24 protein-coding genes and 2 pseudogenes are annotated in these 25,211 nt (G+C 63.0%); 10 read left to right on the forward strand and 16 right to left on the reverse strand.

Annotated elements, in window-relative coordinates; all coding sequences use genetic code 11:
- Positions 1-95 precede the first annotated feature (95 nt).
- The 7 genes from AB4Z38_RS05170 (at position 96) to AB4Z38_RS05200 (ending at position 5,558) form a co-directional block, all read left to right on the forward strand.
- A complete protein-coding gene (locus AB4Z38_RS05170) occupies positions 96-776 on the forward strand; it encodes a GntR family transcriptional regulator (RefSeq protein WP_441428726.1) in 681 nt (226 codons plus the stop codon).
- Positions 777-840: 64 nt separating this feature from the next.
- Positions 841-1,449, forward strand: coding sequence for an amino acid synthesis family protein (locus AB4Z38_RS05175; RefSeq protein WP_441428727.1), 609 nt, complete (start codon positions 841-843; stop codon positions 1,447-1,449).
- Positions 1,446-2,000: an amino acid synthesis family protein gene (locus tag AB4Z38_RS05180; protein ID WP_441428728.1), complete on the forward strand. Its 555-nt coding sequence runs from the start codon at positions 1,446-1,448 to the stop codon at positions 1,998-2,000. Before AB4Z38_RS05175 ends, AB4Z38_RS05180 begins: the two co-directional genes overlap by 4 nt.
- 12 nt (positions 2,001-2,012) lie before the next feature.
- The gene (locus AB4Z38_RS05185; RefSeq protein WP_441428729.1) at positions 2,013-2,750 is read left to right on the forward strand and encodes an alpha/beta fold hydrolase; all 738 of its coding nucleotides are present in this window, start codon (positions 2,013-2,015) and stop codon (positions 2,748-2,750) included.
- Positions 2,743-4,227 (forward strand): aldehyde dehydrogenase, encoded by a 1,485-nt coding sequence (locus AB4Z38_RS05190; protein ID WP_441428730.1) that lies wholly within the window; start codon positions 2,743-2,745, stop codon positions 4,225-4,227. The genes AB4Z38_RS05185 and AB4Z38_RS05190 overlap by 8 nt, the downstream gene beginning before the upstream one ends.
- Before the next feature lie 6 nt (positions 4,228-4,233).
- A complete protein-coding gene (locus AB4Z38_RS05195; RefSeq protein WP_441428731.1) occupies positions 4,234-4,434 on the forward strand; it encodes a tautomerase family protein in 201 nt (66 codons plus the stop codon).
- Positions 4,435-4,490: 56 nt separating this feature from the next.
- Entirely contained in the window at positions 4,491-5,558 is a 1,068-nt protein-coding gene (locus tag AB4Z38_RS05200) for an LLM class flavin-dependent oxidoreductase (RefSeq protein WP_441428732.1), read from the forward strand.
- A 69-nt stretch (positions 5,559-5,627) separates the two neighbouring features.
- Here AB4Z38_RS05200 and AB4Z38_RS05205 read toward each other — a convergent pair whose 3' ends face one another.
- The 8 genes and pseudogenes from AB4Z38_RS05205 to AB4Z38_RS05240 form a co-directional block, all read right to left on the reverse strand.
- Positions 5,628-6,215, reverse strand: coding sequence for a helix-turn-helix domain-containing protein (locus AB4Z38_RS05205; RefSeq protein ID WP_441428733.1), 588 nt, complete (start codon positions 6,213-6,215; stop codon positions 5,628-5,630).
- Positions 6,216-6,258: 43 nt separating this feature from the next.
- Entirely contained in the window at positions 6,259-7,551 is a 1,293-nt protein-coding gene (locus AB4Z38_RS05210) for an allantoate amidohydrolase (protein ID WP_441428734.1), read from the reverse strand.
- 46 nt (positions 7,552-7,597) lie between these two features.
- Positions 7,598-8,761 (reverse strand): FAD-dependent oxidoreductase, encoded by a 1,164-nt coding sequence (locus tag AB4Z38_RS05215; protein WP_441428735.1) that lies wholly within the window; start codon positions 8,759-8,761, stop codon positions 7,598-7,600.
- A 12-nt stretch (positions 8,762-8,773) separates the two neighbouring features.
- Complete coding sequence (locus tag AB4Z38_RS05220) at positions 8,774-10,144, reverse strand: FMN-binding glutamate synthase family protein (RefSeq protein WP_441428736.1); 1,371 nt, start codon at positions 10,142-10,144, stop codon at positions 8,774-8,776.
- Positions 10,145-10,155: 11 nt separating this feature from the next.
- Entirely contained in the window at positions 10,156-10,866 is a 711-nt protein-coding gene (locus tag AB4Z38_RS05225; protein ID WP_390280381.1) for a protein glxC, read from the reverse strand.
- Complete coding sequence (locus tag AB4Z38_RS05230; RefSeq protein ID WP_441428737.1) at positions 10,854-11,762, reverse strand: glutamine amidotransferase; 909 nt, start codon at positions 11,760-11,762, stop codon at positions 10,854-10,856. The genes AB4Z38_RS05225 and AB4Z38_RS05230 overlap by 13 nt, the downstream gene beginning before the upstream one ends.
- Before the next feature lie 27 nt (positions 11,763-11,789).
- Positions 11,790-13,178, reverse strand: coding sequence for a type III glutamate--ammonia ligase (gene glnT, locus AB4Z38_RS05235; RefSeq protein WP_441428738.1), 1,389 nt, complete (start codon positions 13,176-13,178; stop codon positions 11,790-11,792).
- Positions 13,179-13,382: 204 nt separating this feature from the next.
- Positions 13,383-13,696, reverse strand: a pseudogene (locus AB4Z38_RS05240) (transposase); the annotation flags it as partial.
- Here AB4Z38_RS05240 and AB4Z38_RS05245 point away from each other — a divergent pair.
- The gene (locus AB4Z38_RS05245; RefSeq protein ID WP_441428739.1) at positions 13,679-14,065 is read left to right on the forward strand and encodes a hypothetical protein; all 387 of its coding nucleotides are present in this window, start codon (positions 13,679-13,681) and stop codon (positions 14,063-14,065) included. The pseudogene AB4Z38_RS05240 and the gene AB4Z38_RS05245 overlap by 18 nt on opposite strands.
- Positions 14,066-14,821: 756 nt before the next feature.
- On the opposite strand, the gene AB4Z38_RS05250 is transcribed toward AB4Z38_RS05245, so the two are convergent.
- The 4 genes from AB4Z38_RS05250 to AB4Z38_RS05265 all read right to left on the reverse strand — a co-directional run bounded on the left by AB4Z38_RS05250 (position 14,822) and on the right by AB4Z38_RS05265 (position 19,800).
- Positions 14,822-16,321 (reverse strand): bifunctional 3-(3-hydroxy-phenyl)propionate/3-hydroxycinnamic acid hydroxylase, encoded by a 1,500-nt coding sequence (locus AB4Z38_RS05250; RefSeq protein WP_441428740.1) that lies wholly within the window; start codon positions 16,319-16,321, stop codon positions 14,822-14,824.
- A 135-nt stretch (positions 16,322-16,456) separates the two neighbouring features.
- Positions 16,457-17,431, reverse strand: a complete 975-nt coding sequence (locus AB4Z38_RS05255; RefSeq protein ID WP_441428741.1) for a fumarylacetoacetate hydrolase family protein — start codon at positions 17,429-17,431, stop codon at positions 16,457-16,459.
- A 223-nt stretch (positions 17,432-17,654) separates the two neighbouring features.
- On the reverse strand, positions 17,655-18,683 hold the full coding sequence (locus tag AB4Z38_RS05260) for a VOC family protein (protein ID WP_441428742.1): 1,029 nt from the start codon (positions 18,681-18,683) through the stop codon (positions 17,655-17,657).
- 163 nt (positions 18,684-18,846) lie between these two features.
- Positions 18,847-19,800: a LysR substrate-binding domain-containing protein gene (locus tag AB4Z38_RS05265; protein ID WP_441428743.1), complete on the reverse strand. Its 954-nt coding sequence runs from the start codon at positions 19,798-19,800 to the stop codon at positions 18,847-18,849.
- Positions 19,801-19,836: 36 nt separating this feature from the next.
- Between AB4Z38_RS05265 and AB4Z38_RS05270 the strand changes: the two genes are divergently transcribed.
- The gene (locus AB4Z38_RS05270; protein ID WP_441428744.1) at positions 19,837-19,983 is read left to right on the forward strand and encodes a hypothetical protein; all 147 of its coding nucleotides are present in this window, start codon (positions 19,837-19,839) and stop codon (positions 19,981-19,983) included.
- A 429-nt stretch (positions 19,984-20,412) separates the two neighbouring features.
- On the opposite strand, the pseudogene AB4Z38_RS05275 reads toward AB4Z38_RS05270, so the two are convergent.
- From AB4Z38_RS05275 to AB4Z38_RS05290, 4 genes and pseudogenes are all read right to left on the reverse strand, one after another.
- Positions 20,413-20,825: pseudogene (locus AB4Z38_RS05275) on the reverse strand (MFS transporter); the annotation flags it as partial.
- A gap of 224 nt (positions 20,826-21,049) precedes the next feature.
- Entirely contained in the window at positions 21,050-22,288 is a 1,239-nt protein-coding gene (locus AB4Z38_RS05280; RefSeq protein WP_441428745.1) for an NAD(P)/FAD-dependent oxidoreductase, read from the reverse strand.
- 16 nt (positions 22,289-22,304) lie between these two features.
- Positions 22,305-22,628 (reverse strand): 2Fe-2S iron-sulfur cluster-binding protein, encoded by a 324-nt coding sequence (locus AB4Z38_RS05285; protein WP_441428746.1) that lies wholly within the window; start codon positions 22,626-22,628, stop codon positions 22,305-22,307.
- A 29-nt stretch (positions 22,629-22,657) separates the two neighbouring features.
- Positions 22,658-23,953 carry a cytochrome P450 gene (locus AB4Z38_RS05290; protein WP_441428747.1) on the reverse strand — a complete coding sequence of 432 codons (1,296 nt, stop codon included), beginning with the start codon at positions 23,951-23,953 and terminating at the stop codon, positions 22,658-22,660.
- Between the two features lie 138 nt (positions 23,954-24,091).
- Between AB4Z38_RS05290 and AB4Z38_RS05295 the strand changes: the two genes are divergently transcribed.
- Positions 24,092-25,057: a LysR substrate-binding domain-containing protein gene (locus tag AB4Z38_RS05295; RefSeq protein WP_441428748.1), complete on the forward strand. Its 966-nt coding sequence runs from the start codon at positions 24,092-24,094 to the stop codon at positions 25,055-25,057.
- Positions 25,058-25,211: the final 154 nt, after the last annotated feature.

Consider the following 25,211-nt stretch of genomic DNA (forward strand, 5'->3'; position numbering starts at 1 on the left):
ATCAATCGGCATAAATACAGGGAATGGACCGAAATCCAGCCCCGCTCCTGAGGAGCCCTTGACGAGGTTCTTGTATGCAACGTAGGCTTTCATGCATGCAAGAACAATCAGTGCTCAGTGTTGAAGCAGACGACCGTAACGGACTCCTCGAGAAAATCCGGAGACTCGTCCTGGGTGGCGACTTCCCCCCTGGTGCCGTCCTGCCAGAGGCTTACCTCGCTCAGGAATTCGACGTCAGCCGCACTCCCGTGCGGGAAGCACTCAAGCAGCTTCAAAATGAGGGACTGGTGGAGATTCGCCCGAAGGTGGGGACTTTCGTCCGCGAGCCCACCCACAGGGAAATCATTGAACTGTTCCAGCTCAAGGAATCCCTCGAGGGACTCGCGGCGTCCTTGCTCGCCCGCCGCGGCGAGACACCGGAACTCTCAGCATTGCGCATGAACCTCGAGGACTCCGAGGCAGCGGTCCTCACCAACGACACCGAGGCTTACGCCCGGCTGGTCCATGAGTTTCACTGGACCATCATCCGGGGCTCGGACAACCTCAAACTTGCAGAGCACTATGAGCGACTGATGAACCAACTCGCTTACCAGCGGCTGGTCCTGCGCACCGTTGAACACCCTGGCAGGATCGCAGCCTCCACGCGCGAGCACCGCGCAGTCCTGGAAATGATCGAACACAAAGACCCCTTCGGCGCTGAAACCGCCATGAGGAACCACGTCCACGCATCGTCCCGGGAGGCTCTCACCGAACCGGCGCGGTCGCTCCGGAACTGACCCGACTACGAAAGGAAGCCATGCGCTTTTCGATTTTCCAGAACGACCTGGCCAGGACGAAAGGATGAACGGCCAAGGCGGCGGCATCCGCAAGATTGTCTATTACAGCGAGGAGATCCTCCTCGAAAACGGCGCCTCCCCCGCTGTCCCCGCCGTGCGGGCAACGGCAGCAGCCGTCGTCGCCAATCCCTGGCTAGGCGGCGAGGCCACGGATGACCTGAGTGAACAAGTCGTGGAGATCGCGCCAATACTTGCCCGCAAACTTACTGACGTGCTTTCCAGGGAACTCGGCGGCGTGGACGCCATCGAAGCTTTTGGCAAGGCCGCCATTGTGGGCACTGACGGTGAGATCGAACACGGCGCCGCGCTCATTCATACGCCCTTTTTCGGCAACCTCGTCAGGGAGTACTTCGATGGCGAATCGATCATCTGCTTCGCCGACGACCGCGCCGACGCCGGCAGCACCCTCATTGTGCCTTTGTGGCACAAGAACGCGGCCGCAACCCGCACCCACTACCAGACCATCACTACCCGGATCGGTGATGCTCCGCGGCCCGGAGAGATCGTCGTCGTACTCGGCGCATCAACCGGCCCCCGCCCTCATTCACGCATCGGGGACCGGCTCACCGACCCCGTCGTCAAAGCAGACACCATTGGAGAACTAATTTCATGAGCATCCGTAAAATCGTCACACTGACCGAAGACGTCCTGATCGAGGGCGGCCGCGATGTCACACCCAACGCGCGCGTCGCCGTCGTCGCGGCCATTATCAAAAACCCCTGGTCCGGACAGGGCTTCGTCGAGGATCTGTCGGCCGGAATTGACGACAACGCCTCCGAGATTGGCGCCTTGCTCGCGCCCCGCGTCCTTGAAGCCCTCGGCGCCCCGGCAGAAGCGTATGGCAAAGCTGCCATCGTGGGCCTCAACGGTGAAATCGAGCACGGTTCCGGACTGATCCACACACTTGCCTTTGGAAATCACTTCCGCGACGCCGCAAACGCCACCACACTCTTGCCTGCGGTGGAAAAGCGCGGACCGGCAGGTGTCGTGTTCGACATTCCGCTCAAGCACATCACCGACGCCACCATCCGATCCCACCACCAGAGCATCGAAGTCCGGATCAATGACGCCCCCCACGCCGACGAAATCGTCATCGCCCTTGCCGCCGCCGCCCAGGGACGCCCCCAGCAGCGCCTCGCCGCCTTCAGCACCGAAGCCAAGTAGGAGGCTGCCCTCATGAGCCGCGGCCGCATCGCACTGATCCACGGAGTCGGCCTCGACGCGTCGATGTGGGGGCCCCTCCGGGGGTTTCTCGAACCTGAATTTGACGTTCAGACCATTGAACTCCTGGGCCACGGAAGCCGGGAGCAGCCCGCGCCCGACGGGGTCAGGCTCGCGGAACTCGCCGCGGACGTCGCAGAGCGCCTCCGGCCAGGCACCCACCTGGTGGGGTTCTCGCTCGGCGCCCTCGTTGCACAGCACTTGGCGCGTTTCCGCCCGGACCTTATTGCCTCACTGGTGTCCGTGGCCTCTGTATGCTCCCGTACACCGGAGGAGCGCGCCTCGGTGATGACGCGACTGGCATCAGCCGAATCAGACTTTCCGGCAACCGTGGAAGCATCAATCCGCCGCTGGTACCCGGAGGGGTCCCCCGTTCCGGCGGAATTGGTCCAGGCAACGAAGGAAGTCCTGCTTCACAACGACCGGGGATCCTTCCTCGCCTGCTATCACGTCTTCGCCACCGCGGACGCGGAACTGGCACCGGAACTCCCCCGGATCGCCGTCCCGTCCCATGCCGTCACCGGTGAACTGGACCCGGGATCAACGCCGGAGATGAGTGCCCGGCTCGCCGCAGCCATCCCCGGCTGCACATATTCCGTCATCAATGGGGCCCGCCACATGATGCCGGTTGAGCGCCCCCAAGAGCTCGCCAACGAACTGACTGCATTCTTCAAGGAGCATTCGAATGTCTGACCGCCGCTACGACCACTTCATTAACGGCGAGTGGGTTGCGCCGTCGTCCGGGGATTACTTTGAAAGCACGAACCCGGCGACGCTGGACGTGCTGTACAGGGCCGCGCGCGGCAATGAAGCAGACGTCGCCCGTGCCGTGTCCGCTGCATCGGCAGCCTTCGAAAACCCCGCCTGGCGGGACCTCAGCCAGACAAAGCGCGGGCATTTGCTCCGGCGCCTGGGCGACCTCGTGGGCGAGCACGCGGAAGAACTGGCACGGATGGAATCGGAAGACAACGGCAAGCTCCTGCGGGAAATGCGCGCCCAGCTCGCCGCGATGCCCGAGTACTACTACTACTACGCCGGGCTGGCCGACAAAATCCAGGGCGACACCATCCCGGGCTCCAGCCGGGCAATGCTGAACTACACCCTCCGCGAGCCCCTCGGGGTGGTGGGTGCCATCACGCCATGGAACTCGCCGCTGACGTTGACGACTAGCAAGCTCGCCCCCGCCCTCGCGACGGGCAACACCATCGTGATCAAGCCGTCCGAATACACCTCTGCAACCGTTCTGCGGTTGGCCGCGCTGGCCGACGAAGCGGGCTTCCCGCCTGGTGTCATCAATGTGGTCACCGGCTTCGGAGCAGAAGCCGGAGCGGCCCTGGTCGATGACCGCCGCCTAGCCAAAATCTCGTTCACTGGCAGCACCGCCACGGGCGCCCGCATTGCCTCTTCAACCGCGTCCCGCTTCATCGGCTCGACGCTGGAACTGGGCGGCAAGTCCCCGAACATTGTCTTCGCGGATGCCGACGTGGCCAATGCCTCCATGGGAGTGGTGGCCGGCATCTTCGCCGCGGCCGGCCAGACCTGCATCGCCGGAAGCCGCGTGTTCGCCCACAAGGCCGTCTACGACGAACTGCTGGAGCGCGTCGCCAACCGTGCCCGCAGCATCGTGATCGGGGACCCGCTCCTTGACGCCACCGAACTCGGGCCTCTGGCCTTCCAGGACCAGCGGGACAAGGTCGCTGGCTACGTCGATCTCGGCGTCTCCGAAGGCGCCACCGTCCTGACGGGCGGCGGCCGGCCCAACATCGGGCTCGGCGGCTACTTCTTCGAACCCACCGTCCTCACCGACGTCGACAATTCCATGCGAGTGGTCAGGGAGGAGATCTTCGGTCCCGTGGCTGCGATCATGCCGTTTGAAACTGAAGAAGAGGTGCTCCGACTGGCGAACGACACCAGCTATGGACTGGCCGCTGGAATCTGGACCACCAACCTTGCCAGGGCCCACCGGATGGCGAGCCGCCTGGAGGCAGGCACCGTCTGGGTCAACACCTACCGCACCATGTCTCCCCAGTCACCGCGGGAAGGTTTCAAGACCAGCGGAGTCGGCGTCGAACACGGCATGGAGAGCGTCCGTGAATACACCAGGCTCAAGAGCGTCTGGATCAACACCGACGAATCCCCCATTGCCGACCCGTTCATCATGAGGAGCTGAGCCGTCGTGCCTCTTATCGAAGTTTCCATCGCCAGGGGCCGGACCCCCGAGCAGCTCCGCTCGCTCATCAGCGAGCTTCACCGTGCCGCCGAAAGCTCGGTGGGCGCGGCACCCGAAAACACCACGGTCATCATCCGCGAAATCGAGCATGAACACTGGTCCCGCGGTAACCAAACCATCGCCGAACGCAACGCAGTCGCCCGGTAAGCGGCACCCGTCCAGCACGCGTCGGCGAACGCCGCCGCAGAACGAAGGAGTCACTAATGCGCTTTTCCCTCTTCGCCCATATGGAGCGCTGGGACGAAACCGTCTCACACCAAGAATGCTTCGAGAACCTGACCGAGCTCACCCTCATCGCAGAAGCCGGAGGGTTCAGCACTGTTTGGATTGGTGAGCACCATTCGATGGAGTACACCATCTCTCCCAGCCCCATGCCCCAGCTCGCTTACCTGGCGGCGCGCACGTCACGCATCCGGCTGGGTGCCGGAACGATCATCGCACCGTTCTGGAACCCCCTCCGGGTGGCAGGCGAGACGGCGCTCCTGGACGTCATCAGCAACGGCCGAATGGAAGTGGGACTGGCACGCGGGGCCTACCAGTTCGAGTTTGACCGGCTCATGGGCGGCATGTCCGCAGTCGACGGCGGCAAGCACCTGCGCGAGCTCGTCCCGGCTGTGCGCGCACTATGGGAAGGTGACTACGCCCACGACGGCGAGGCCTGGCAGTTCCCGACCTCCACCAGCGTTCCCAAGCCTGTGCAGAAGCCCACCCCGCCCATGTGGATCGCCGCCCGCGACATCTCCTCGCACGAGTTCGCGGTCGCTAACGGCTGCAACGTCATGGTGACGCCGCTGATGAAAGGCGACGAGGAAGTTGAAGACCTCGCGGGCAAATTCGATACCGCCGTCGAAAACAACCCGGGTGTCCCCCGCCCGGACCTCATGGTACTCCGCCACACCCACGTCCACTCCGCGGACGAACCCGAGGGTTGGCGGCGCCCGGCCGAGGGTATCAACAAGTTCTACCGGACGTTCGACGCCTGGTTCGGAAACAAGAGCACTCCGACAAACGGCTTCCTCGAGCCCAGCCCGGCAGAGAAGTTCGCCGAGCGCCCGGAGTTCACGCCGGAATCCCTCCACCGGACGGCGATGATCGGGACGCCCGATGAGGTGATCGAGCGGCTCCGCCACTACCAGGCACTGGGCGTAACCGAGTTCAGCCTCTGGTCCGACAACAGCCTGACGCATGAGGAGAAGAAACGGTCGCTGGAGCTCTTCATCGAGCACGTCGTCCCGGCTTTCCAGGAACAGCCCGCTACCGCAGCACGCTGATGTCAGCCGGTGCCTGAGCCACGACGATGGATGGGCACCGGTTGGGCGTTGCAGGTTCCGGCGGCCGGCTTATTTTGCCGAAATGGCCAGGAATCGGATGGGCAGCTCCAGCAATTCAAGCGGGCCGTGGGGTCCTTCGCCGTCCAAAAGCAGCGAATCCCCGGCCTCCATGGCGTATTCGTACGCTCCATGGCCGTAGACCATCCTGCCTGCAAGCATGTAGATGAACTCCGTACCCGGATGCTGAAACAGCGGGAAGACGTCTGAGGCGTCAGTCAGCGTGACCAGGGTCGGTTCCAGCGCATCCGTGCGGCCCTTAAGCGCCCCAAGAACCCGGTATTCGTGCCCGTGCTGGGTTCCGCTGCGAACTGTCAGGCTGCCCTGGCCGCTCTTGGTGAAGGTTGCATCTCTGTCCGTGTCCGCGCCGCGGAACAGAGCGGTGACGGGGATCCTGAGTCCGTCCGCGAGTCTTTGCAATGTGGTCAGCGAACAAGACGTGCTGGCCGTTTCGATCTTCGAGATCATCGCTTTGGACAGTCCGGTGCGGGCTGCCAGCTCAGCGGAGGACAGGCCCTGGGCGGTACGGTAGTGCCGCAGCTGGGCAGCAATCACTTGTTCGAGTTTTCCGGCAACCTCGTCCCGGGCGTGATCGGTCATATCTGCCATCTTAGGTGGCCTCCCGGCCCTCGCCCGCCAGGCACTATCCGCTGGAGCGGGACCCGGCCGGAGGACCTGCCGGAGGACCTGCCGGAGGACCTCCCAGAAGCCCTGCCAGCGAATCCGCCAGTGCCATAGCCCCGGCTTCGGCGTCCCAGTCCTCCACGAGTTCATCGGGCGAGTGAGAAATGCCTGTGGGGTTGCGGACGAACAGCATGGCGGTGGGGATGTGGCTACTGAGAACGCCTGCGTCGTGTCCTGCGCCGGTATCGAGGACCGGCGCCCCGGGAAGCAGTTCCTTCAGCCGGTCCCGCAAGCCGCCGTCGAAGTGCACTGTGGGGCTGAGCGATTCCATGGTGAGGCTGGAACGGCAGCCCTCCTCCGAAGCCGTCACCTGGGCGTTGAGCCTGATGGCTTCGATCAGGGCCGCGGTGACGGAGTCGTCCGGGTGGCGGACGTCGATCCACAGATCCACACGGGAGGCGATCACGTTGGTCCCGCCGGGAACGGGTTGCAGGCGACCGACTGTGGCACGGGCATCACGGTACTTCCGGGCAGTGTCGCGGATGCTGACCATGATCTTGGCGGCAGCGATCATCGGGTCTTTGCGGTCGGCCATGAGTGTGGTCCCGGCGTGGTTTCCCTGCCCGCTGATGCTGAGCTTCCAGCGGCCATGGCCCAGGATGGAGGAACCGATGGCCACCGGCTGGTTCAGGTCCACAAGTCCCCTGCCCTGTTCAACGTGCAGCTCTACGAAGACCCCCAATTGCTGGAGTGTCTTGTAATCCGCTCCGATGAATCGGGGATCCTGCCCGTTGGCCACAGCGACGTCAGCGAACGTATTGCCGTCCTGATCCTGGAGCCGCCGCGCCTTGTCCGGGTCCAGTTCGCCCGTCAGAAGACGCGATCCCAGGCAGGCGACGCCGAACCGTGAGCCCTCCTCCTCCGGGAAGACAGCGATGGCCAGGGGCCGCCGGGGACGAAGTCCCCTGGCCTTGAGGATGTCGACGGCGACCAGCGCCGACGCGACCCCCAGCGGACCGTCGTACTCGCCACCACCGGGGACCGAGTCCAGGTGGCTTCCAGTCACGACGGCGTCCCGGCGCGTACGGGCGGAGGTGTCCCACCAGGCCCAGATGATCCCGTTACGGTCGGTACGCACGTCCAGCCCGCGGCGTCCGGCCTGCTCGAGAAACCAGTCGCGCAGGTCCGTCTCGGCAGTGGAGAACACTGGCCGTGAATACCCGCCCCGAGTTTTGTCCCTGCCGATGATGGCGATGTCCTGCAGCAGACCGCTGACAGAGTCAGTTGTCGGCTTGATGGCGGAGGTAGTCACAGGGTGGATCCGTTTCTGTTGAAATGCGGGACGGTGAACTACGGGGTCAGTGGCTGCTGGCTGCCGTCGTCGAGCTCCTGAACCGTTGCGGAAAGTTGGCGGAGCCGGTGGCGAGGTCTGCGGCCCACTGGCCAATGAGCGGCGCGAACTTGGCACCATGGCCGGAACACGGGGACAGGATGGTTAAGTTGTCCACGCGGTCGATGAGAAAGTCTTCGTTGGGTGTATTGGTGAACAGGCAGGTGGTTTCGGCGTACGGCTCGGTGTCCAGGCCGGGGAGGTAGCGCCGGACGTAATCCACCACTCGTTCTCTGTTAGCCGGATCAACAATGCCTGTCTGCTCGGCGGCGGAGGGGATGAGCGGGCCGCCGTTGTATTCCGCGACTTTCTGCCCAGCGAAGCCTGCGTCCCTGCCGCCAGGAAGCCCGTAGGCCTGGATGTCCGCGGCTTTGTGGATGAACGTTGGCCACTGGCCTGCACTCACAGGATCCCGGTAGCGGAAGTGGAACGCCTGTTCCTGCCGGACCGTGATCTCGGGAAGCCCGGCGAGGAACCCCGACGGAAGCGACAACCGCCCCAGCAACTCCGGCAGCCAACCGCCCGCGCTGATGACCACGTTGCCGGCGTCGACCGTGTCCCCCGTGGCAGACGTTAGGCGGTAGCCGCTGCGCCCCTGACCACCACTGTCCAGGCGGTCCGTCCTGCTCAGGCTCCAGCCGGTCAGGACCTCGGCGCCGTTGCCGACGGCGAGGGCCACCATGGCGTTGACGGCTGCTTCGGCATCGATGACGCCCGCGCCCGGGTGCCAGAGGACCTCCGTGTCGAAGGCGATCTGTGGCCAGCGCGTCCGGGCTTCGGCCACGGACAGCAGTTCGTGGTCGATGCCGGCGCCGGCGAGCACCCCGGCCAGCAGCGCCGGATTGCGCTCCGGGCCGTAGTCCACGGCGCCGGCAGGGGTGATCAGCTCTGCTGCGGTATCCAGGGCGAGCCCGTCCCACAGTGCCTTGGATTCCAGCACGGCCTGAGTGTAAAACGGGTCCGGGTACGCGTAGCGGAAGATCCGGGCGGAGCCGTGGGAGCTGCCGTCGTGGCTGGCGGGGACGTTGCGTTCCAGGATGGTGACCTGGTGGCCGCGGGCCGCGAGCTGCCAAGCGGTGGCCGCGCCGGCCAGACCGGAGCCCACCACTACATAGTCGGAAGAATCAGGCATGACCCATCCCTGCTACGTGCCGGGAATCCACGAGGTGCCTGCCAGCGCCACCCGCGCCATGGCGGAGGCTTCGATGGTGAGGGCCACCAGGTCTTCGGGTTCGAGGTTGTGGAGGTGGGATTTTCCGCAGGCCCGGGCGATGGTTTGGGCCTCCATGGTCAGGACGCGCAGGTAGTTGGCCAGGCGTTTGCCGCCGGCTACCGGATCCAGCCGCGAGGAAAGCCCGGGGTCCTGGGTGGTGATGCCCGCGGGATCGCGTCCGTCCTGGAAGTCGTCGTAGAACCCTGCAGCCGATCCCAACGCAGCGTATTCGGCGGCGTAGCGGGGGTCGTTGTCGCCCAGCGCGATCAGCGCCGCGGTGCCGATGGCCACGGCGTCGGCACCCAGGGCCATGGCCTTGGCGACGTCGGCTCCGGTGCGGATGCCGCCGGAGACGATGAGCTGGACTTTGCGGTGCAGGCCCAGTTCCTGGAGGGCCTGGACGGCCTGCGGGATGGCGGCCAGGGTCGGGATCCCGACGTTTTCGATGAAGACCTGCTGCGTGGCGGCGGTACCGCCCTGCATTCCGTCGACGACGACGACGTCGGCTCCGGCCTTCACGGCCAGGGCGGTGTCGTAGTAAGGGCGGGAGGCACCGATCTTGACGTAGATGGGGGTTTTCCAGTCGGTGATCTCGCGGAGTTCGCCGATCTTGATTTCCAGGTCGTCCGGCCCGGTCCAGTCCGGGTGGCGGCTGGCGGAGCGCTGGTCAATGCCCACCGGGAGGGTGCGCATCCCGGCGACGCGTTCGGTGATCTTCTGGCCCAGCAGCATGCCTCCCCCGCCGGGCTTCGCGCCCTGGCCGAGCACGATTTCGATCGCGTCGGCCTTGCGAAGGTCGTCCGGGTTCATGCCGTACCGGGAGGGCAGGTACTGGTAGACGAGGTGCTTGGACTGGCCGCGCTCCTCAGGCGTCATGCCGCCGTCGCCCGTGGTGGTGGACGTCCCCACTTCGCTGGCTCCACGCCCCAGGGCCTCCTTGGCGTTGGCGGACAGCGCGCCGAAGCTCATCCCGGCGATGGTGACCGGGGTCTGCAGGTGCAGCGGCCGGGACGCGTGCCGGTCGCCGAGGACGACGTCGGTATCGCACTTTTCGCGGTAGCCCTCCAGCGGGTAGCGGGACATGGAGGCGCCGAGGAAGAGCAGGTCATCGAAGTGCGGGACCTTGCGCTTGGCGCCCCAGCCGCGGATGTCGTAGACGCCGGTGGCGGCTGCGCGCTGGATATCGGCGATGGTTGCGCGGTCGAACGTGGCGGATTCGCGCAGGCCAAGCTCCTCGGTGTGCTGGGCGGGGATACCCCCGGCGGGAAGAACAGAGTCCTGGGGCAGTGAAGTGATGGTCATGGGAGTGTCCTTTAGTACGAGGCCGAGTTGTGGACGCTGAAGTGGTAGAGGTTCCGTGCCGAGCCGTAGCGTTTGAAGTCCGCCGGGTTGTCGGTGCGGCCGGCAGCGGCAAGCAGGCCTTCCAACTCCTCGAGGTGTTCGATGTTCATCGGCTTTTCTATGCAGTCCGCGCCCAGGGAAGCGACGGTTCCCTTGACGTAGATCCGGGCTTCGTAGATGGAGTCGCCCAGCGCTTCGCCGGCGTCGCCGCAGACCACCAGCCGGCCGGCCTGGGCCATGAACGCGGACATGTGGCCGATGTTCCCGCCGACGACAATGTCCACGCCCTTCATCGAGATCCCGCAGCGGGCCCCGGCGTTGCCGTCAATGACCACGAGCCCGCCATGTCCGGTGGCCGCCGCCGATTGGGAGGCGTCGCCTTTCACGTGCACCGTTCCGGACATGATGTTCTCCGCGAGCCCGACGCCGGCATTGCCGCTGATGGTCACGGTGCCCGTTTTGTGCATCCCGGCGGCGTAGTAGCCGGCATGGCCATTGATGGCGACGCTGATGTCGGCGTCGATTCCGACGGCGAGGCTGTGCTTGCCGCCGGGGTTGGCGACGGTCCAGGACTGGCCGTCGGTGGCCTCGTGCAGGGCCTGGTTCAAGGCCCGGACCGGGCTGTCGGCCAGGTCAATGGTGGCTGTTGGGGTTGTTGTTTCGGGGGCTGTCAGAGTGACCATGTGTAGACCTTTCCGGGTTCCGGTTCAAAGATGCGGGCTGTTTCGATGCCGGGCAGGGATGCCAGGGCACGGTATTCGGAGGCCATGGCCACGTAGTCGTCGGTTTCGGCGATGATGGCGGGCTTGCAGGCGATCGGGTCGCGGACCACGGCCATGCTGTCTGCGGTGGTGACCACGAGGGTGTAGAAGCCGTCGAAGACCTTGCCGAGGTTGGTCAATGCCGTTTCCAGGTCGTCGCCCTGCTGCAGGCGTGAGGCGATGTAGCGGGCGCCGACTTCGGTGTCGTTGTCCGAATCGAAGACGACCCCTTCGCGCTTGAGCTCGCGCCGGATGGTGGCGTGGTTGGAGAAGGATCCGTTGTGGACCAGGCACAGGTCATCTGCCACCGAGAAGGGGTGGGACCCGCCGGCCGTGACGGCGGACTCGGTGGCCATGCGGGTGTGGGACAGGCCCTGGCTTCCGGCCATGGCCTCCAACCCGTGCTCGGCGGCGATGTCCATCGGGTGGCCGACGCTCTTCATGACGGCCACGTGCTCGCCGCGGCCGATGATGGTGGAACCCGGGAGGGTTTCGCGCACGGCCTTCACCAGCAATTCAGTGCCGACGCCGGCGCTGACCAGGGTGGTGTCGCCGACCACCCTGACGTCCGGGGCCGCGGAGAGGGACAGCAGGTTTTCCAGTGATGCGGTGATCTCACCGAGCGGCAGGCCTTGGTCTTTGCCCAGGAGGCTGAGGGTGGAGGTGCCCGCGGAGACGAGGCCAGGGGTGTCGTAGACGGCGAGGCCGGCGGAGTCCGGTCCGCGGTCCACGATCTGGCACATCATGGAGGACAGGAGACTGCCCATCTGGGGGTGCAGCGAGGGGTTGCGCAGCTGCAGCGCGGCGATTCCGCACATTGGTGTGTCCTTTGCTAGTTGGGGGGATCAGATCGAGGTCAGGTAAGTGCGGATTTCCCAGTCGCTGACCTGGTTGTGCCAGCTCAGGAACTCTTCTTCCTTGGCATCGGCGTAGTACCCGCCGATCGCTTCGTCTCCGCTGAGGCTCGCGAGCATCACCGGGTCCCGGCGCAGGGCCTCGACGGCGTGCAGGAGCGTCGCGGGCAAATCGTGGGCACCTTCGCGCGCTTCGCCGGGTCCGGACGGTGCGCCGGGGTCGGTATGGTTCGTGACGCCGTCGAGCCCTGCTTCGATGGCCGTGGCGATCGCGAGGTACGGGTTGGCCGAGCCGTCGCCGGAACGGAGCTCGATCCGTTTTTCGTCCGGGACCCGGATCATGTGGGTGCGGTCATTGCCGCCGAACGAGGCCTTGCGAGGTGACCAGGTGGCTCCGGAGGAGCTGGTGGTGGCGCCCGATCGCTTGTAGGAGTTGACCGTCGGGGCGAGGAACGCCTGAAGGGCCGGCGCATGGTCCAGGATGCCCCCGATGAACGAGTAGGCGAGGTCCGAGAGCCCAAGTCCCCTGCCGCCGTCGTCCGTGCCGTCGTCGGCACCGGGGAAGAGCGCGTCACCGCCGGACCACAGGGACAGGTGGAAGTGCAAGCCGGTGCCGGTCCGGTCGGTGAACGGCTTGGGCATGAACGTGGCGGTCATGCCGCGCTGCTCGGCAAGGATGTTCAGGATGTAGCGCAGCGTGACGACGCGGTCAGCCGTCGTGAGGGCGTCCGCGTAATTGAAGTTCTGTTCAAACTGCCCGGCGGCGTCCTCGTGGTCGTTGGCGTAATTGCCCCACCCGAGCCCGTTCATCGCCTCCGAGATGGACGTCAGGTGTTCGTACATGCGGGTAACGCCCCGGGCGTCATAGCAGGGACGCGGCGAATCATCGCGGACGTCGGCAGTGCTCAAGGAGCCGTCGGGGTTCTTGTTGACCAGGAAGTACTCCACTTCCGCGCCAACCTTGGCCTGCATGCCCTTGCCGGCCAGACGGGCCAAGGTGTTCTTCAGGATGACGCGCGGGGCGTAAGGCCAGGGCTTCCCGTCAACATGCGGGTCGCAGTGGATGATCGCCAGGCCCTCCTTGATGAACGGCACGGGCGTGAAGGATGCAAGGTCCGGTACTGCGATGAGGTCCGAGTCCTGAGGCTTCTGCCCGATCAGTCCGGCGGCGTAGCCGGCGAAGCCCATGGCACCGTTTTCCAGCTCATCGGCGGCTTCCACCGGCACCAGTTTGGCGCACGGCTTGCCCGTCATATCCACAAACGTGGCAAGCAGGAAACGCACATTATGAGCTTTCGCGATGTCCGCAAGGGAGATCTTCCGGGCCTCGCCCGGGACGGATTGCCCGGCTAGTACTTCAGGGGTTGCGACACTCGTCATCCGAACTGTCCTGTTCACTTGGTGTTACCTGTTGGGAAACCTTGTTGAACCACAGTAGCCAAAATGATGTTACAGCCGGGTTACCGACCTGTAAAATTTCGTCCCTAAGCCTTGACCCACGATGAGGTTTGGGCGAGTCCTCGGCGTTTTAAACGCGAAATGCCCGTCTTTGGCGAGTTCTAGCGGTCGACTCTTCTATGTCTGTCAAGCTGCTTCCGGGGTCTTTTTCGCCAGAGCCGCGGCATTCAAGATCCGGAACACACGACGGGCTGAATATCGCTTGACGCAACGTCGGATCTCTTTGTCAGTTTTGCCCTCGGCGCGACGTTTCTCGACGAATTCACACGTCTCAGAGTCGTAGGTCATCCTGTTGATCGCAGCCATGTGAAGGGCACTGTTGAGCCTTCTATCGCCTCCACGGTTCAGCCGATGCCGAACCGTGTTCCCCGACGATGCAGGGATGGATTCACGCCCGCTAGACAGGCGAAGGCAGCTTCGCCATGGACCCGTCCCGCGTGATCAGCGAGCCTATTATCTTGGAAGTCGAAAAGGGCCGCGTGGTATCCATCGAGGGCGGCGATCAGGCCCGCAAACTGCAGGACTTCCTTTCGGAGCTAAATGATCCCAATGCCTACCAAGTAGCCGAAATTGCCGTTGGCATGAATCCGGAATGCCGGGTCATGGGAAACATCATTGAGGATGAGGGCGCCTACGGCACTTGCCACATCGCTCTCGGCAACAACAACTCCGATTTTGGCGGCTTAGTGGACGTGCCCGTGCACATTGACCTCCTGGAGTGGAAGCCAGTGATTCAGGAGCAGAACGATGAAGCCCCTTACTCAAAGACGGCAGTACGCTGGTCAAGACAAGCGCTGCCCCCTCCCTAGCCCTGGACAACCACAACACTTCCCGTCGGAAAGCGCTGTGGTTGTCCTTGGAGTGATGTATCCAAGTGTCCTCCCACGCGAACATCGGAAACGGCCCGTGATCGCTAACGTAGCCATCGCGCGGGGATTGGCCGGCTTGTGCTGGTCATTGGCCGGTGAAGCCCCGAGAGTTGCCAATCACCAACGGCACTAAAACATCCGGGACAGCTGAGCAAGGGTGGGCAAGACGGCAGCGCATGCAGTGAACTCGCGGCGCGACTATGAGTGACCCCCATACAACGAGGGTCATGCACGCCCCTAGGGAAGCGATATGCTCCAGCCGAACACCACCTCCTGCGGTAACCAACCCGCCCAAATAGTCTGACAGCCCCCCGTCGCCACCTACGCGCAGCCCACCACCCCAGACGCCTCGGACCATACACGAAACGTAGACCACAGGCAGCCAACACATAGGTCCGCATGAGAAAACGGCCTCCTTAGGTTCCCAGCCCTGGGACCGCTTTCCCCTCTCCTCTTGACAGAAATTGCTGCATTCCAGTGGCCCACAGCAACTGGCGGGATCGTGTTACGCCGCTTCTGCCGTGACTCTAACTATCCGCCACAGATTTACTTGCCGCGTGAATCGTCGTGGGCGCTCGGCTCCGGGGTCTGACAAACACGCTCGGTGAAAGTCAGACCCCGGTGTTGGTGGGTCAGCCTCGCGGTCCTGATCGACCTTCCATCAGTTGGGCGTTGAGTGCAGCGGGTAGGGCGGGACTAGTGAACGGATACCGGCTGCAGGACCTTTGCGACTCGGACACAAAGGTCCTGTAAGTGCTCAGGCGTGGATGCGGCACCGAGGATATAGCGGTCCGGACGTACCACGAGTGCGTCGGCGTCGACGCTTTTGAGCAGGTCCTCGAATCCGGGTTCGTCTTCGCTAAGCAAGTAGACCATGTCGCCGCCTAGGCCTGTAAGTGCACTTTGTTGTTCCGGAGCGAGGCTTGCCCAGAGGAGTGGGCGTGCGACGATGAGGAAGCGGTCGCCGACGCGGTCATCGAATCTCGATCTGTCGCCTGTTGTGGGCTGGACGGCGCAGGTACCGGCAGGTGCGGGCTCCGATCCGTGGAGCCCGTTACCGAGGAGAGGGACTTGGGGGGCACTCTCAGCGGGGTTTTTCCGAATGTGCGCATCCCGGCCTGCGGCGATGATTGGGTCTGTAGTCTGGACGATGCCGGACATGGTTGTGGCCTGTGTGATCCAGGCACGGGCATGGGGGCTGCGGTCGGATTCGTACGTATCCAGCAGTCCGGGATCCCCGCCTTCCAGGACGATCTGTAGCTTCCATGCCAGATTAACGACGTCTTTGATTCCGGAACAGAGCCCTTGGCCGTAGAGGGGTGGGGTCAGGTGCGCCGCGTCTCCGGCAATGAACACTCTTCCCTCCCGCCAGCGGTCCGCAAGGCAGGACCGGAACATGTAGATGGCGGTCCGCTCGATCTGGAAGTTATCCGGGGTAAGTAGTCCTCCGGAGAGCTCGGCGAGCTTATCCGGCTTGACGAGCTCATCGCGGTCGTCCGATTCCAGGACCTTAAACTCCATCCGGCCCCTGTTCCCCGGCATTCTGGCCCACAGTTTTGGACGGGAATGATGCCCAAAGAACACCATGCTGCCGTCAACGGGGGGAACGTCACCGCAGATACCGTCGACAACAAGCCACGGGTCGTTTGGTCCCAGCACTTCAAACGTGGCCCCGATGGCGTGGCGCACCTGGGAGGACGCACCATCGCAGCCAATGAGGTATCGGGCCGTATAGGTTCGGGTCCTTCCCTCGGCGTCACGGACGACGCAGCTCACAGACTCCTCGTCCTGTGCGATGCTTTCGACGGCGTGGCCGGCAAGCAACTGAACCGAGGGGTAGCGGAGGAGTTCGGCTCTCAGCAGACGGTCCATGTCCGGCTGGTTAAACATGTAGTCGTCGTGCCATCCGTGGCGGCCCAGGGCGCCTGAGGGTATCTCAAGGAGTACTTCACCGGCTTCGTTCTCCATCCGGTAATTGAGCATCGGGGTGCAGTGCGCTGCCACCGCGTCTCCGAGGCCGACTGACTGGAACGTTCTTAGGGTTTCCCCGTCGAAATGGACCGCGCGGGGTTTTGGCCACACCTGGTTATCCTTTTCGAAACCGATTACCGAGATTCCTCGGCTTCCGAGCAGCGTCAGAAGCACTTCGCCAACCGGTCCACCACCAACTACGAGAACATCACAATCAAACATCATTTCGCTCCTTTGCGATTTAGTGAATTGCTTTTATGGACTGACCGTTCTTTCAGTACGCTTCATGTTGTGGCGTACTGGCGCCCGGACTCGTCGCTACCCGATGCCGGGGTGACCAGATGAGCGGCCCGGTTTTCGTCAGGGGCCTACGGGGCCCTGGATCAAATTGCGCTGCGTCCCCAAGCCAGAGATGGTGGTTTCCATGACATCTCCTTCCTGCAGGAAACGTCCCCAGTGCGAACCGTTACCCTGCGGCGATCCTGTAATGACCATGTCACCAGGCCGGAGTGCAACCAACGAGGATATGTAGGAGATCAGCTTGGCAACGCCGAAGATCATGTCACTGGTGTGGCCCTTTTGCATGACTTTACCGTTGAGGGCCAGCGAGATCTCCAAATTCTGGGGATCCGGGACAAAGCGAGAAGGAAGGAAATAGGGGCCGGTGGGAAAGAATGTGGGATGGTTTTTGGATCGCATCCAGTCGGTTCCAATCATTGGAATATCCGTGCGCGGCACCAGACTTCGAATCGTGATGTCGTTGCAGATGGTGTAACCAGCCACGTAATGGAGCGCTTCGACTTCGGTTACCTGGTACGCGGGGCGACCGATAATTACTCCCAGTTCCAGCTCCCAGTCGGTGTCTGAGCCGACCTCTGGCAGGATGACATTGTCGTTGGCTCCGCAGATAGCGGATGTTGCGCCAACCCATACGTACGGTTCACCGGTGCGGGCCCGCTCATCGAGCTCCCGTTCGGCCTGGGCTCGCAGCTGCTCCTCGGACAGGTCTGGGTTGCCGATCTTGTGCGCCACCGTCATTTGGATGACGTGCTCGCGATAGTTCGCGCCGGCGGCCAATAGCTGGCCTGCCGGATTGATCGGGGGCAGGATTTGTACCTCGCTCAAGCGCCGGGAGGGGGTTGCGGTGCGGGCGGTTGCGTCCTGGGCGAACGTGGCAAGCAACTCCACGTTTCCTTCCCAGTCCCGCAGCAGCGAGGAAGTGTCCACGACGCCGGGCACCACCGTAGTGATGTCGTACACGACCTCATCAACCACCAGTCCCGGGTAGGGGCCCGTGTCCGCGGCAAAGGTGCCGATGAAGAATGGGTTGGTCATAGGTTCGGCCTTTCATATGGGCAGTTCAAGGAGGTCATTACCGGGCAGGCGATACCGCGGAACGCAGTCCACTCCACACCCGCCAAATAAGGTTTCCCGCCCGCCCGGATGGCGTGAAAAAACCATCCGGGCCGGGTGACGATGAAGCGTTACGCCGTCTACTGCCAACCTTTAGGGATGGACCAGCCGAGACTGAAGTCCGTGCATCCCCGCCGGGGTTTCGTCAGGGCTGGAGGACAGGATTTCGCAGCGCCGCCTGCTTGATGAGCTCGGCTTCGCTGCCGGGAACCAGGCCCTGCTCCGTAGCGGTCGGCGCGGCTGCTGGCGGGAACGCCTCCAGCATCGATTGCGGCAGTTCCCTGTTGCGGTAAAGGTCGTTTGCGCCCAGGGCCGGGGTCCAGCGGTTTGGCTTCCAGTCCGGCACGTAGTTACGGTATCCGCCGGTGTTGACCTCAATGCGCAGACCGCTGGCCTCCCGGAAGTAGAGGTAGTCCTGCTCACCGATACCGTGGACACCGGGACCGAACTCCATGGGCGTGCCGTTCTCGATGAGGAGGTCAGCGGCGCGGGCCAGCTCAGCTTGGTTATCCAGCCAAAAAGCATAGTGATGAATGCGTCCGGGACGGTCGGAAGCATCGAGCAGGATGCCGAGATCGTGTGACTTCTCGTTGGTGGTCAGGACGCCAAAGAAGGTGACGTCCGGGTTCTCCAAACCAGCGAACGCCATGATGCGGAAGCCCAGTGTCTCGTTGTACCACTTGGCGAATCCCTCAACATCGGAAGCGGCGATGGTGACGTGGTCCAGTTGGCGGGGCGCGATGCCCTGATTGCTTCGTTTGGATGGCCGATCGGGGTATGTCGAAGCGAATTCGCCTTCGCCCTTGTATAGGTCGACTTCCCAGAAAAGCTGCATCGTGTGGCCGTACGGTCCCGTGAAGACGTAGGAGAGCCCGAGGCCTTCTCCTGCGTTCTTCCATTCTCCGGCGTACTCTGTGGCGTCAAGCCGGCGGGCGGCTTCTTGAAGCGCCTCTTCGCTGGTTGTGCGCCATGCCATCGAGACCATTCCTGATTCAGTTCCCGGAGCCAGCACTACGCTGTACGCGTAGTAGTCACCCCAACAACGCAGGTACACCCTGCCATTTGCCCGGTCCACGACGCGAAGACCAACCTGCTCTTCGTAGTAGCGGACGGATTCCTCGAGATCGGTCGCGTAAATCTCGATGTGTGAAAGATGTGAGAGGAGGTGGATCATCGTCGATCCTTTCTGTTGAGCCGTTCAAATTTCCATTGCTGTCTGCCGGCTTTTCCAGTGTGAGGGAGGACACAACTATTGGGAAGCGGCCTTTTCCAATAGGCCCTATTGAGAAATCGGATAGCAAGAAGTAGGGAATTCCTGAACCGTTCCAGCTGTCCGGCTACTGTTTCGAGGGCGCAGCTAGCAAGGGGGCGCAGGCCAGTTCCAACTGTTGCCGGAACCAGCGGTGCGCGGGTTCGTGCTCTCGGTCCCGGTGCCACCAGAATGCCTCTGAAAGCGCGGCCAAAGGGATGGGAGGGTCCACAAGGCGGAGCCGGCCCGTTGTCCGGACTGCCCTCCGGGCTAACGCCATGGGCATCAGGGCAACCCTGCTGGATCCCTCAATTAGTGAAGGAATCACGAAGAAGTTAGGGGTTATCGTGCTGACAACTGGGTCGACGCCCGCTATCTGCAGTTGGCGTGCGGCAGGAGTAAATGCTCCTCGGCCACTTATCGTCATGATCCAGGGCATCGCGAGGAGCTCTTCCGGTGAGGGGTGCTCCCCCAGGTGCGGGTTGTCGCTAGCGACCATGCATGTCCATTCGTCCAGAAGGACGTCAACGTGCGGTTGCTGGGCGAGGTAGCCGTGAGGCAGCAGCATCCCATCCACGTCCTTGAGTGAATCGGGTGCGCCATCGACGTGACTGGGCAGGACGTGGTCGAATCGGATTCTGATACTGGGAGCCAGGGACTCAAGCCACGGAAGCAGCCGTGTACCGACGCGCCAACTTGCGTAATCCGTAGCCAAGATAGTGAATTCGTGATCGCTGGTGGAAGGGCTGAATTCCGATTGGGCCCTCATGATCTGTTCAAGAGACCGCAGGGCGGTCGGGAGCTCTTCCTTCAAGCGCATGGCCAGAGGAGACAACGTATAAATATTTCCTTCCCGTACGAGTAGAGGGTCATCAAAGTATCGACGAAGCTTGGCAAGAAAGCTGGAAGCAGTCGGCTGGCTCACATTTAATCGGATAGCGGCCGAGCTGACGTTGCGCTCCTCCAGCAACACACCCAGGGGCAGCAACAGATTCAGGTCCATCCCCGTCCGGGTCCATCCGTTAAAGGACTGGGCTGACAAGCGATACCTCCCTGCCCCCGAAGGGTACGTAGTTTCATGACTTTATGCATCATCCCCGGCGAATCGATGCACGGCAAGGCGCCCTATCCGCCGCCGGGATCGGTCGACCCCCTGAGATCAGGCGACCATGACCGCGGTGGTGGACTCAGCTTCTGGGAGTACGTCGGCCAAGTGCAGGCGTAGCGGTTCCGCGACGTTAGCACGGGTGCGACCGCGACGTCCGGTCCATATTTGACCAGCTGGTTCGTGAGAAGAGTGATGGAGGCGCGTTGCGCGCCCTCGCCCGCCTCGCGAAAGTCGGGGCGTCCCACGGTGACGTCGCAGCGTCCGAGCGGAGTCGTCCAGCCGCGCTTCCGTCAGCTCCCAAATGGCAAGCAGTTCCAGTAGCAGTTCGGGACACGCTTCGCCATCAAACTGATCCGCTCCGGCATCCAAGACCTTCACTTCCTTCGGGTCTTAGAATTACGTCGAAGGCATCGAACCTGAAGTGGCAGCAGCCTATGGTTTCATCGCTGCTACGCCCCCAGAAGCCGATGTAGCAGTAGTGCGCCTGGCGGCCCCCTACGAAGAGAGAGGTTCCGCTTTTGAAAACTATTTCTACGGCGGATCCCTGACGACCGTCATCCCCACTAGATGCAGGGAAACGGCGCCTGTTCCGCCTGTGGCCTGCACAAGGGCTGTGGCGATTGTCGGGGCGAAGGCGCCGCCGAGGATCGCTCCTAAGCGTAGGAGATGGAGAGGCCGGAGAAGCGTGCTGAGACGGGCAACATTTCCGCGTACAGGGCAGCCTGTGGACCGTATCCCAGTCCCAGACCAACGGTGAATATGGTCATTGCCAGGTAGAGCATCGGCAGGGACCCTGTGTTAATCATCCAGAAGAGTGGGAAGCAGGCCAGCAGTTGGGCGCCGAAGCCCAGGAGGTACGTGCGCTTGCGGCCAATCCTGTCCGAGAGGTAGGTGAAGACGAGCCAGACGGCAGCACCGTAAGCGACGGCGATGAGCACGTCAGTGCGTTCGTGACCGACAGCGGTGCAACACCAGGCCTGCGGCGGTGGCGTAGATGAAGAAGTCCTACCATTCAACGGTGGTGCCGATGACGGTGGCAATGGCGACACGACGTTGGTTCGCCCTCGAACTGTGGGTGGACGTGCTCATTATTCTCCAGTTGGTGTGAGCGGTGTAGCCCCACGGGAAACCCTGGGGGTCGAACTGTGGTGCAGATTTTGGGGTTGAGTTAGTAGGGCCCTGGTCAGGCCGAGACCGGGATGGCCGGAGTGCTGACGGCAGCCTTGAGGGTGAAACCCTGAGTTTCTGCCTGGGTGCGCGTGACGGCGATGCCGGCGGCAAGTAGTTTGCGGGCGGCCATATGGTCCGCGGCATTGTTGACCGATTCCACAGCCGCGAGGATGCCGTCCCTGAAGCACAGGACGGAGAACTTTGCTGCCCCCTGATTGCCCAGGATCAGCATGTCGTCATCGGGCCGCGCGAGTCCTGCCATCTGCAGCTTGTAGGGGCCTTGGGTGGACCAGAACCACGGCAAGTCCGTGTAGGGGCTTTCAGCTCCGAGGATCGTGCGTGCGGCATGGCGGGCCTGGTCGGTGGCGTTCTGGACCGATTCCAGTCGCAGACGGCCTTGGGCATGTGCGCTGGGGAAACTGGCGCAATCGCCGATTGCCAGAACAGCGGGGTCCGCTGTGCGAAGCGTTTCGTCGACGACGATGCCGTTGCTGGCTTCGAGGCCGGCTTCGGAGGCCAACGTGTCGTTGGGCTGCACGCCGATGCCGACGAGGACGAGATCCGCCGGATATGAGTCCCCGGTGGTGGAGATTGCGGCTCCGACGCGGCCATCAGCGCCAGGCTCAAAGCGGTCAATGCCTTCGCCCAGGCGCAGGTTGACGCCTTGTGAGCGGTGGGCGGCTGCAAACCATTCGCTCATGACCGGGGTCAGTGCCCGTCCCATCGGGCGCGGCGCGAATTCCAGGACGGTTACGTTGCATCCGTGTGCCACGGCTGCTGAGGCGAATTCCAGTCCGATGAATCCGGCGCCGATGATGACGATGTTGCGGGCGGCGGGCAACGACTCGTGCAGCGCCTCCGCATCCGTCAGGGTTTTCAGTCCATGGATGCCGGGCAGGGAGGCGCCCGGGCAGTTCAGCATCCTGTTTCTGGCGCCGGTCGCGAAAACTAGGTGTTCATAATCGAGTGAACCTTCGGTGGTCTGCACCTTGCGTTCGGCCCGGTCCACAGCGATTGCCTGTACCCCTGAATGAAGCGTGATGTTCTTGTCAAGGAAGAAGGAGGCGCCTCGCAGCGGCAAGGGAGTCGCCTCCTTGTCCGGGGCGAGATAGTCCTTTGACAGCGGGGGGCGCTGGTAGGGCAGCCCGGATTCCTCGGCGACCACGTCGATCTTGCCTTCGTATCCTTCGGTCCGCAACGTGTCGGCGACCTGCAGGCCGGCCTGTCCGCCGCCAACAATGACAACGTTCATGTCGATGTCCCCGCTTCTAGATCTGGCCGGCAGGGATGTCGACGACAATCTCCGACAGTTCTGCATTGATCTTGATTTGGCAGGCCAGCCGGGAGCTGTCCATCCGCTCGGCGGTGGCGCAGTCAAGCATTTCGTCTTCGTCGTCGCTGATGTCGGGCAGCGCCTGCGCATATTCCGGGCGGACGTAGACATGGCACGTGGCGCACATGGCCTGGCCTCCGCATTCACCGATGATGCCGTCGATGCCGTTGTTGACGGCGGCGCGCATCAGGGTAGTGCCTGCTTCGACCTGGAGGGTTTGCTGGCTGCCGTTGGGCTGGGTGTAGGTGACTGTGGGCATCGTTGCTCCTTGGTATTCGGTGGTGGCTTTTAGTTCCAGGTGACGGGCAGGCTGGTCAGTCCGCGGAAAACCCAGCCGTCCCAGCTTTCATTCCGTCGCTCGTCCACGCGCAGTCCTGGGAAGCGCTGGTAGGCCATGGGTACGGCGATCTGGCCAATGGAGGTCTTCGCTGCCCAGTGCCCGGCGCAAAGGTGGACGCCGCTGCCGAAGGCGAGGTGGGGGCGCTTGGGCCGGTTGATATCGAATTCTGCAGCTGAAGCGCCGAAGTGCGTGGCGTCGTGGTTAGCGGCTGCCACGACCACGCCGATCCCGGCGCCGGCGGGGATACGGACTCCTTCGAGGACGGTGTCCCGTGTCGTTTCCCGAGGGTACATGCCGATGGGTGATTGCCACCTGACGGCCTCGTCAAACACTGATGCCCACAATGCGGGATCGGCAAGGACCTGCTCGCGCTGGCCGGCGTGCTTGCTCAGGGCCCAGACCATGTTCGTGACCATGTGCTGGGGCTCGTTCATGCCACCGGAAATGGTCAGTTTGACGTTGGCCGCGACGTTGGAGGTTGGCAGGCCGCTATTGGCGAACGCGGACAGCATCGAGGCGTCCGGGTTCTGCCGGTAATAGGGGATCAGTTCCTCCAGCAAGCGGTCGGCCTCCGCCGTCGCAGCGTCACAGCGGTCCCAGATCGACTGATCATCCAAAACGTTGCCCATGCCGGCGATGAAGTCGTGGGACCAGCGGCGCACCTGCTCCACGGAAACGTCCTTCAACCCCAGCAGGTCGATGAGGTTCTGCGAGGCCACGGGGGCTGCGTAGTCCCGGTTCAGGTCTGCTTCCTCTGGCCCGAGCTCGGCGACCCTCTGAAGGTAGGTTTCGGCGTTGCGCTCAAAAACCGGTCCCCAGACGTCCTTGATTGACTTGGGGCGAAGAACAGGATTTACCGGTGCCCGGTCTGCTGAGTGCTCCGGATCGTCCTTGCGCAGCATCGGCCGTGCTCCGATGGCCCGGGTCATCGTTGCGCCGGAAACGTTTGCGCTGAATATTTCCTGGTCCTGTTCGACGGTGTGGCAGCCGGTGTAGTTCGTCACAAGGATCTTGTTAAGCTGCGGAACCCAGGCGACCGGAGACTCCGCCCGGAGGCGGGCATACGTGGGGTAGGGATCTGCTGCCAGCGCGGCCACATCAACCCAATCAGCCACAGGGTAGTCTGTGGCATCCGGTGAAACGGCTGTGGGTACCTTGTCCCCGTTGCCGCGCACAGAGTCGGCGTCCAAGTTTGTGGTCTCTGCGTTCCCACGGAACGGGCACTGGCCGGCTTGTGTCGTCATGTCTTGCTCCTACTGGCACGTCATTGTGTACCCAGCGCTACTGGTACGTCTTCGTGTAACCAGTGTCCCGGCAAACCATTCTCCAGTAAACTGTGAATATCAGCAGAAGTAATTCGATTCCTTAGGAAATGAGGCGTAGTGCCGAAATTCACCTTCCGACAGCTCGAACTCTTCGCCGCACTCCCGGAACACAGCACCTTGGGGTCAGCGGCGCAACAGCTCCACATCTCCGAATCCGCACTCTCCCACGCCGTCAGCGAACTGGAGTCAGCCCTGGGGGAACAATTGTGCATCCGAAGGAAAGCCAAGGGAATTCACCTGACGCCGACTGGACGCCACTTCGCAAAGCGGGCCGGGGAACTGCTTCGAGAAGCCAGCGCGCTGGCAGACGGGTTGGGAGAGCTCCGCGGCGAGCTGAAGGGCCCGGTGTCGCTGGGCTGCTACACGGGTCTGGCAAGCAACGTCCTGCCCGCGGTCCTTGAGGGCATGGCAAAACTGCACCCAAAAGTTGAAATCAGCATCACCGTCGGGGACCACTCAGACCTGCTGCCCGCTCTCGAAGACGGAAGCCTGGACACGGCCATCGTCTATGACATTGGCCTGCCCGCGGACGTGGAGCGCAAAGTCATCTACCAGACCGAAGTTATGGCTGTCCTAAGCGCCAACGATCCTCTTGGGCAGGAGGACGACATCGAATTGGCGGATTTGGCTACCAAGCCGCTCATCATGCTCAACACAGCACCCAGCACGGAATATACGCAGTTGATGTTCTCACAGCGCGGACTCAAGCCACATGTCGGGGCCGTTGTCCCGCAAATCGATCTTGTCCGGGCAATGGTCGGGCGGGGGCTCGGCTACAGCCTGCTGATGTCGCGGCCCAACCAGATCCCCGTTTCAAGCGAGGGTAAAGGGCTTGTCACCAGGCACCTTCGTCCCCGCGCCGGGCAAACCTCCGTCGTCGCGGTGTGGCCCAGGGAAGCAGTCCTCACGATCCGGGCAAAGGCCGTTGTGCAATATGCAGTCGAAGTCCTGGATGCATTGAATCCGGAGGGAGCCGGCGATAGGAGTTCGTGGGCTGACGAATCTCCTCCCAGCGAGAAATGAGAAGGGATTGACTCCGACGGAAGTCAATCCCTTCTCATGCCTTCCCTCGCACGGCACCCTTAGGCACTTTTGGGAAAACAACCCGCGCTTCAGTGCTGGGCGCTCTCAAACTGTTGCAAAGGCCCGGAGCGTGGGAATGCAGATCCAGAGAGAC

The sequence above is a fragment of the Arthrobacter sp. 2RAF6 genome (assembly GCF_052115205.1).
Taxonomy (GTDB): Bacteria; Actinomycetota; Actinomycetes; order Actinomycetales; family Micrococcaceae; genus Arthrobacter.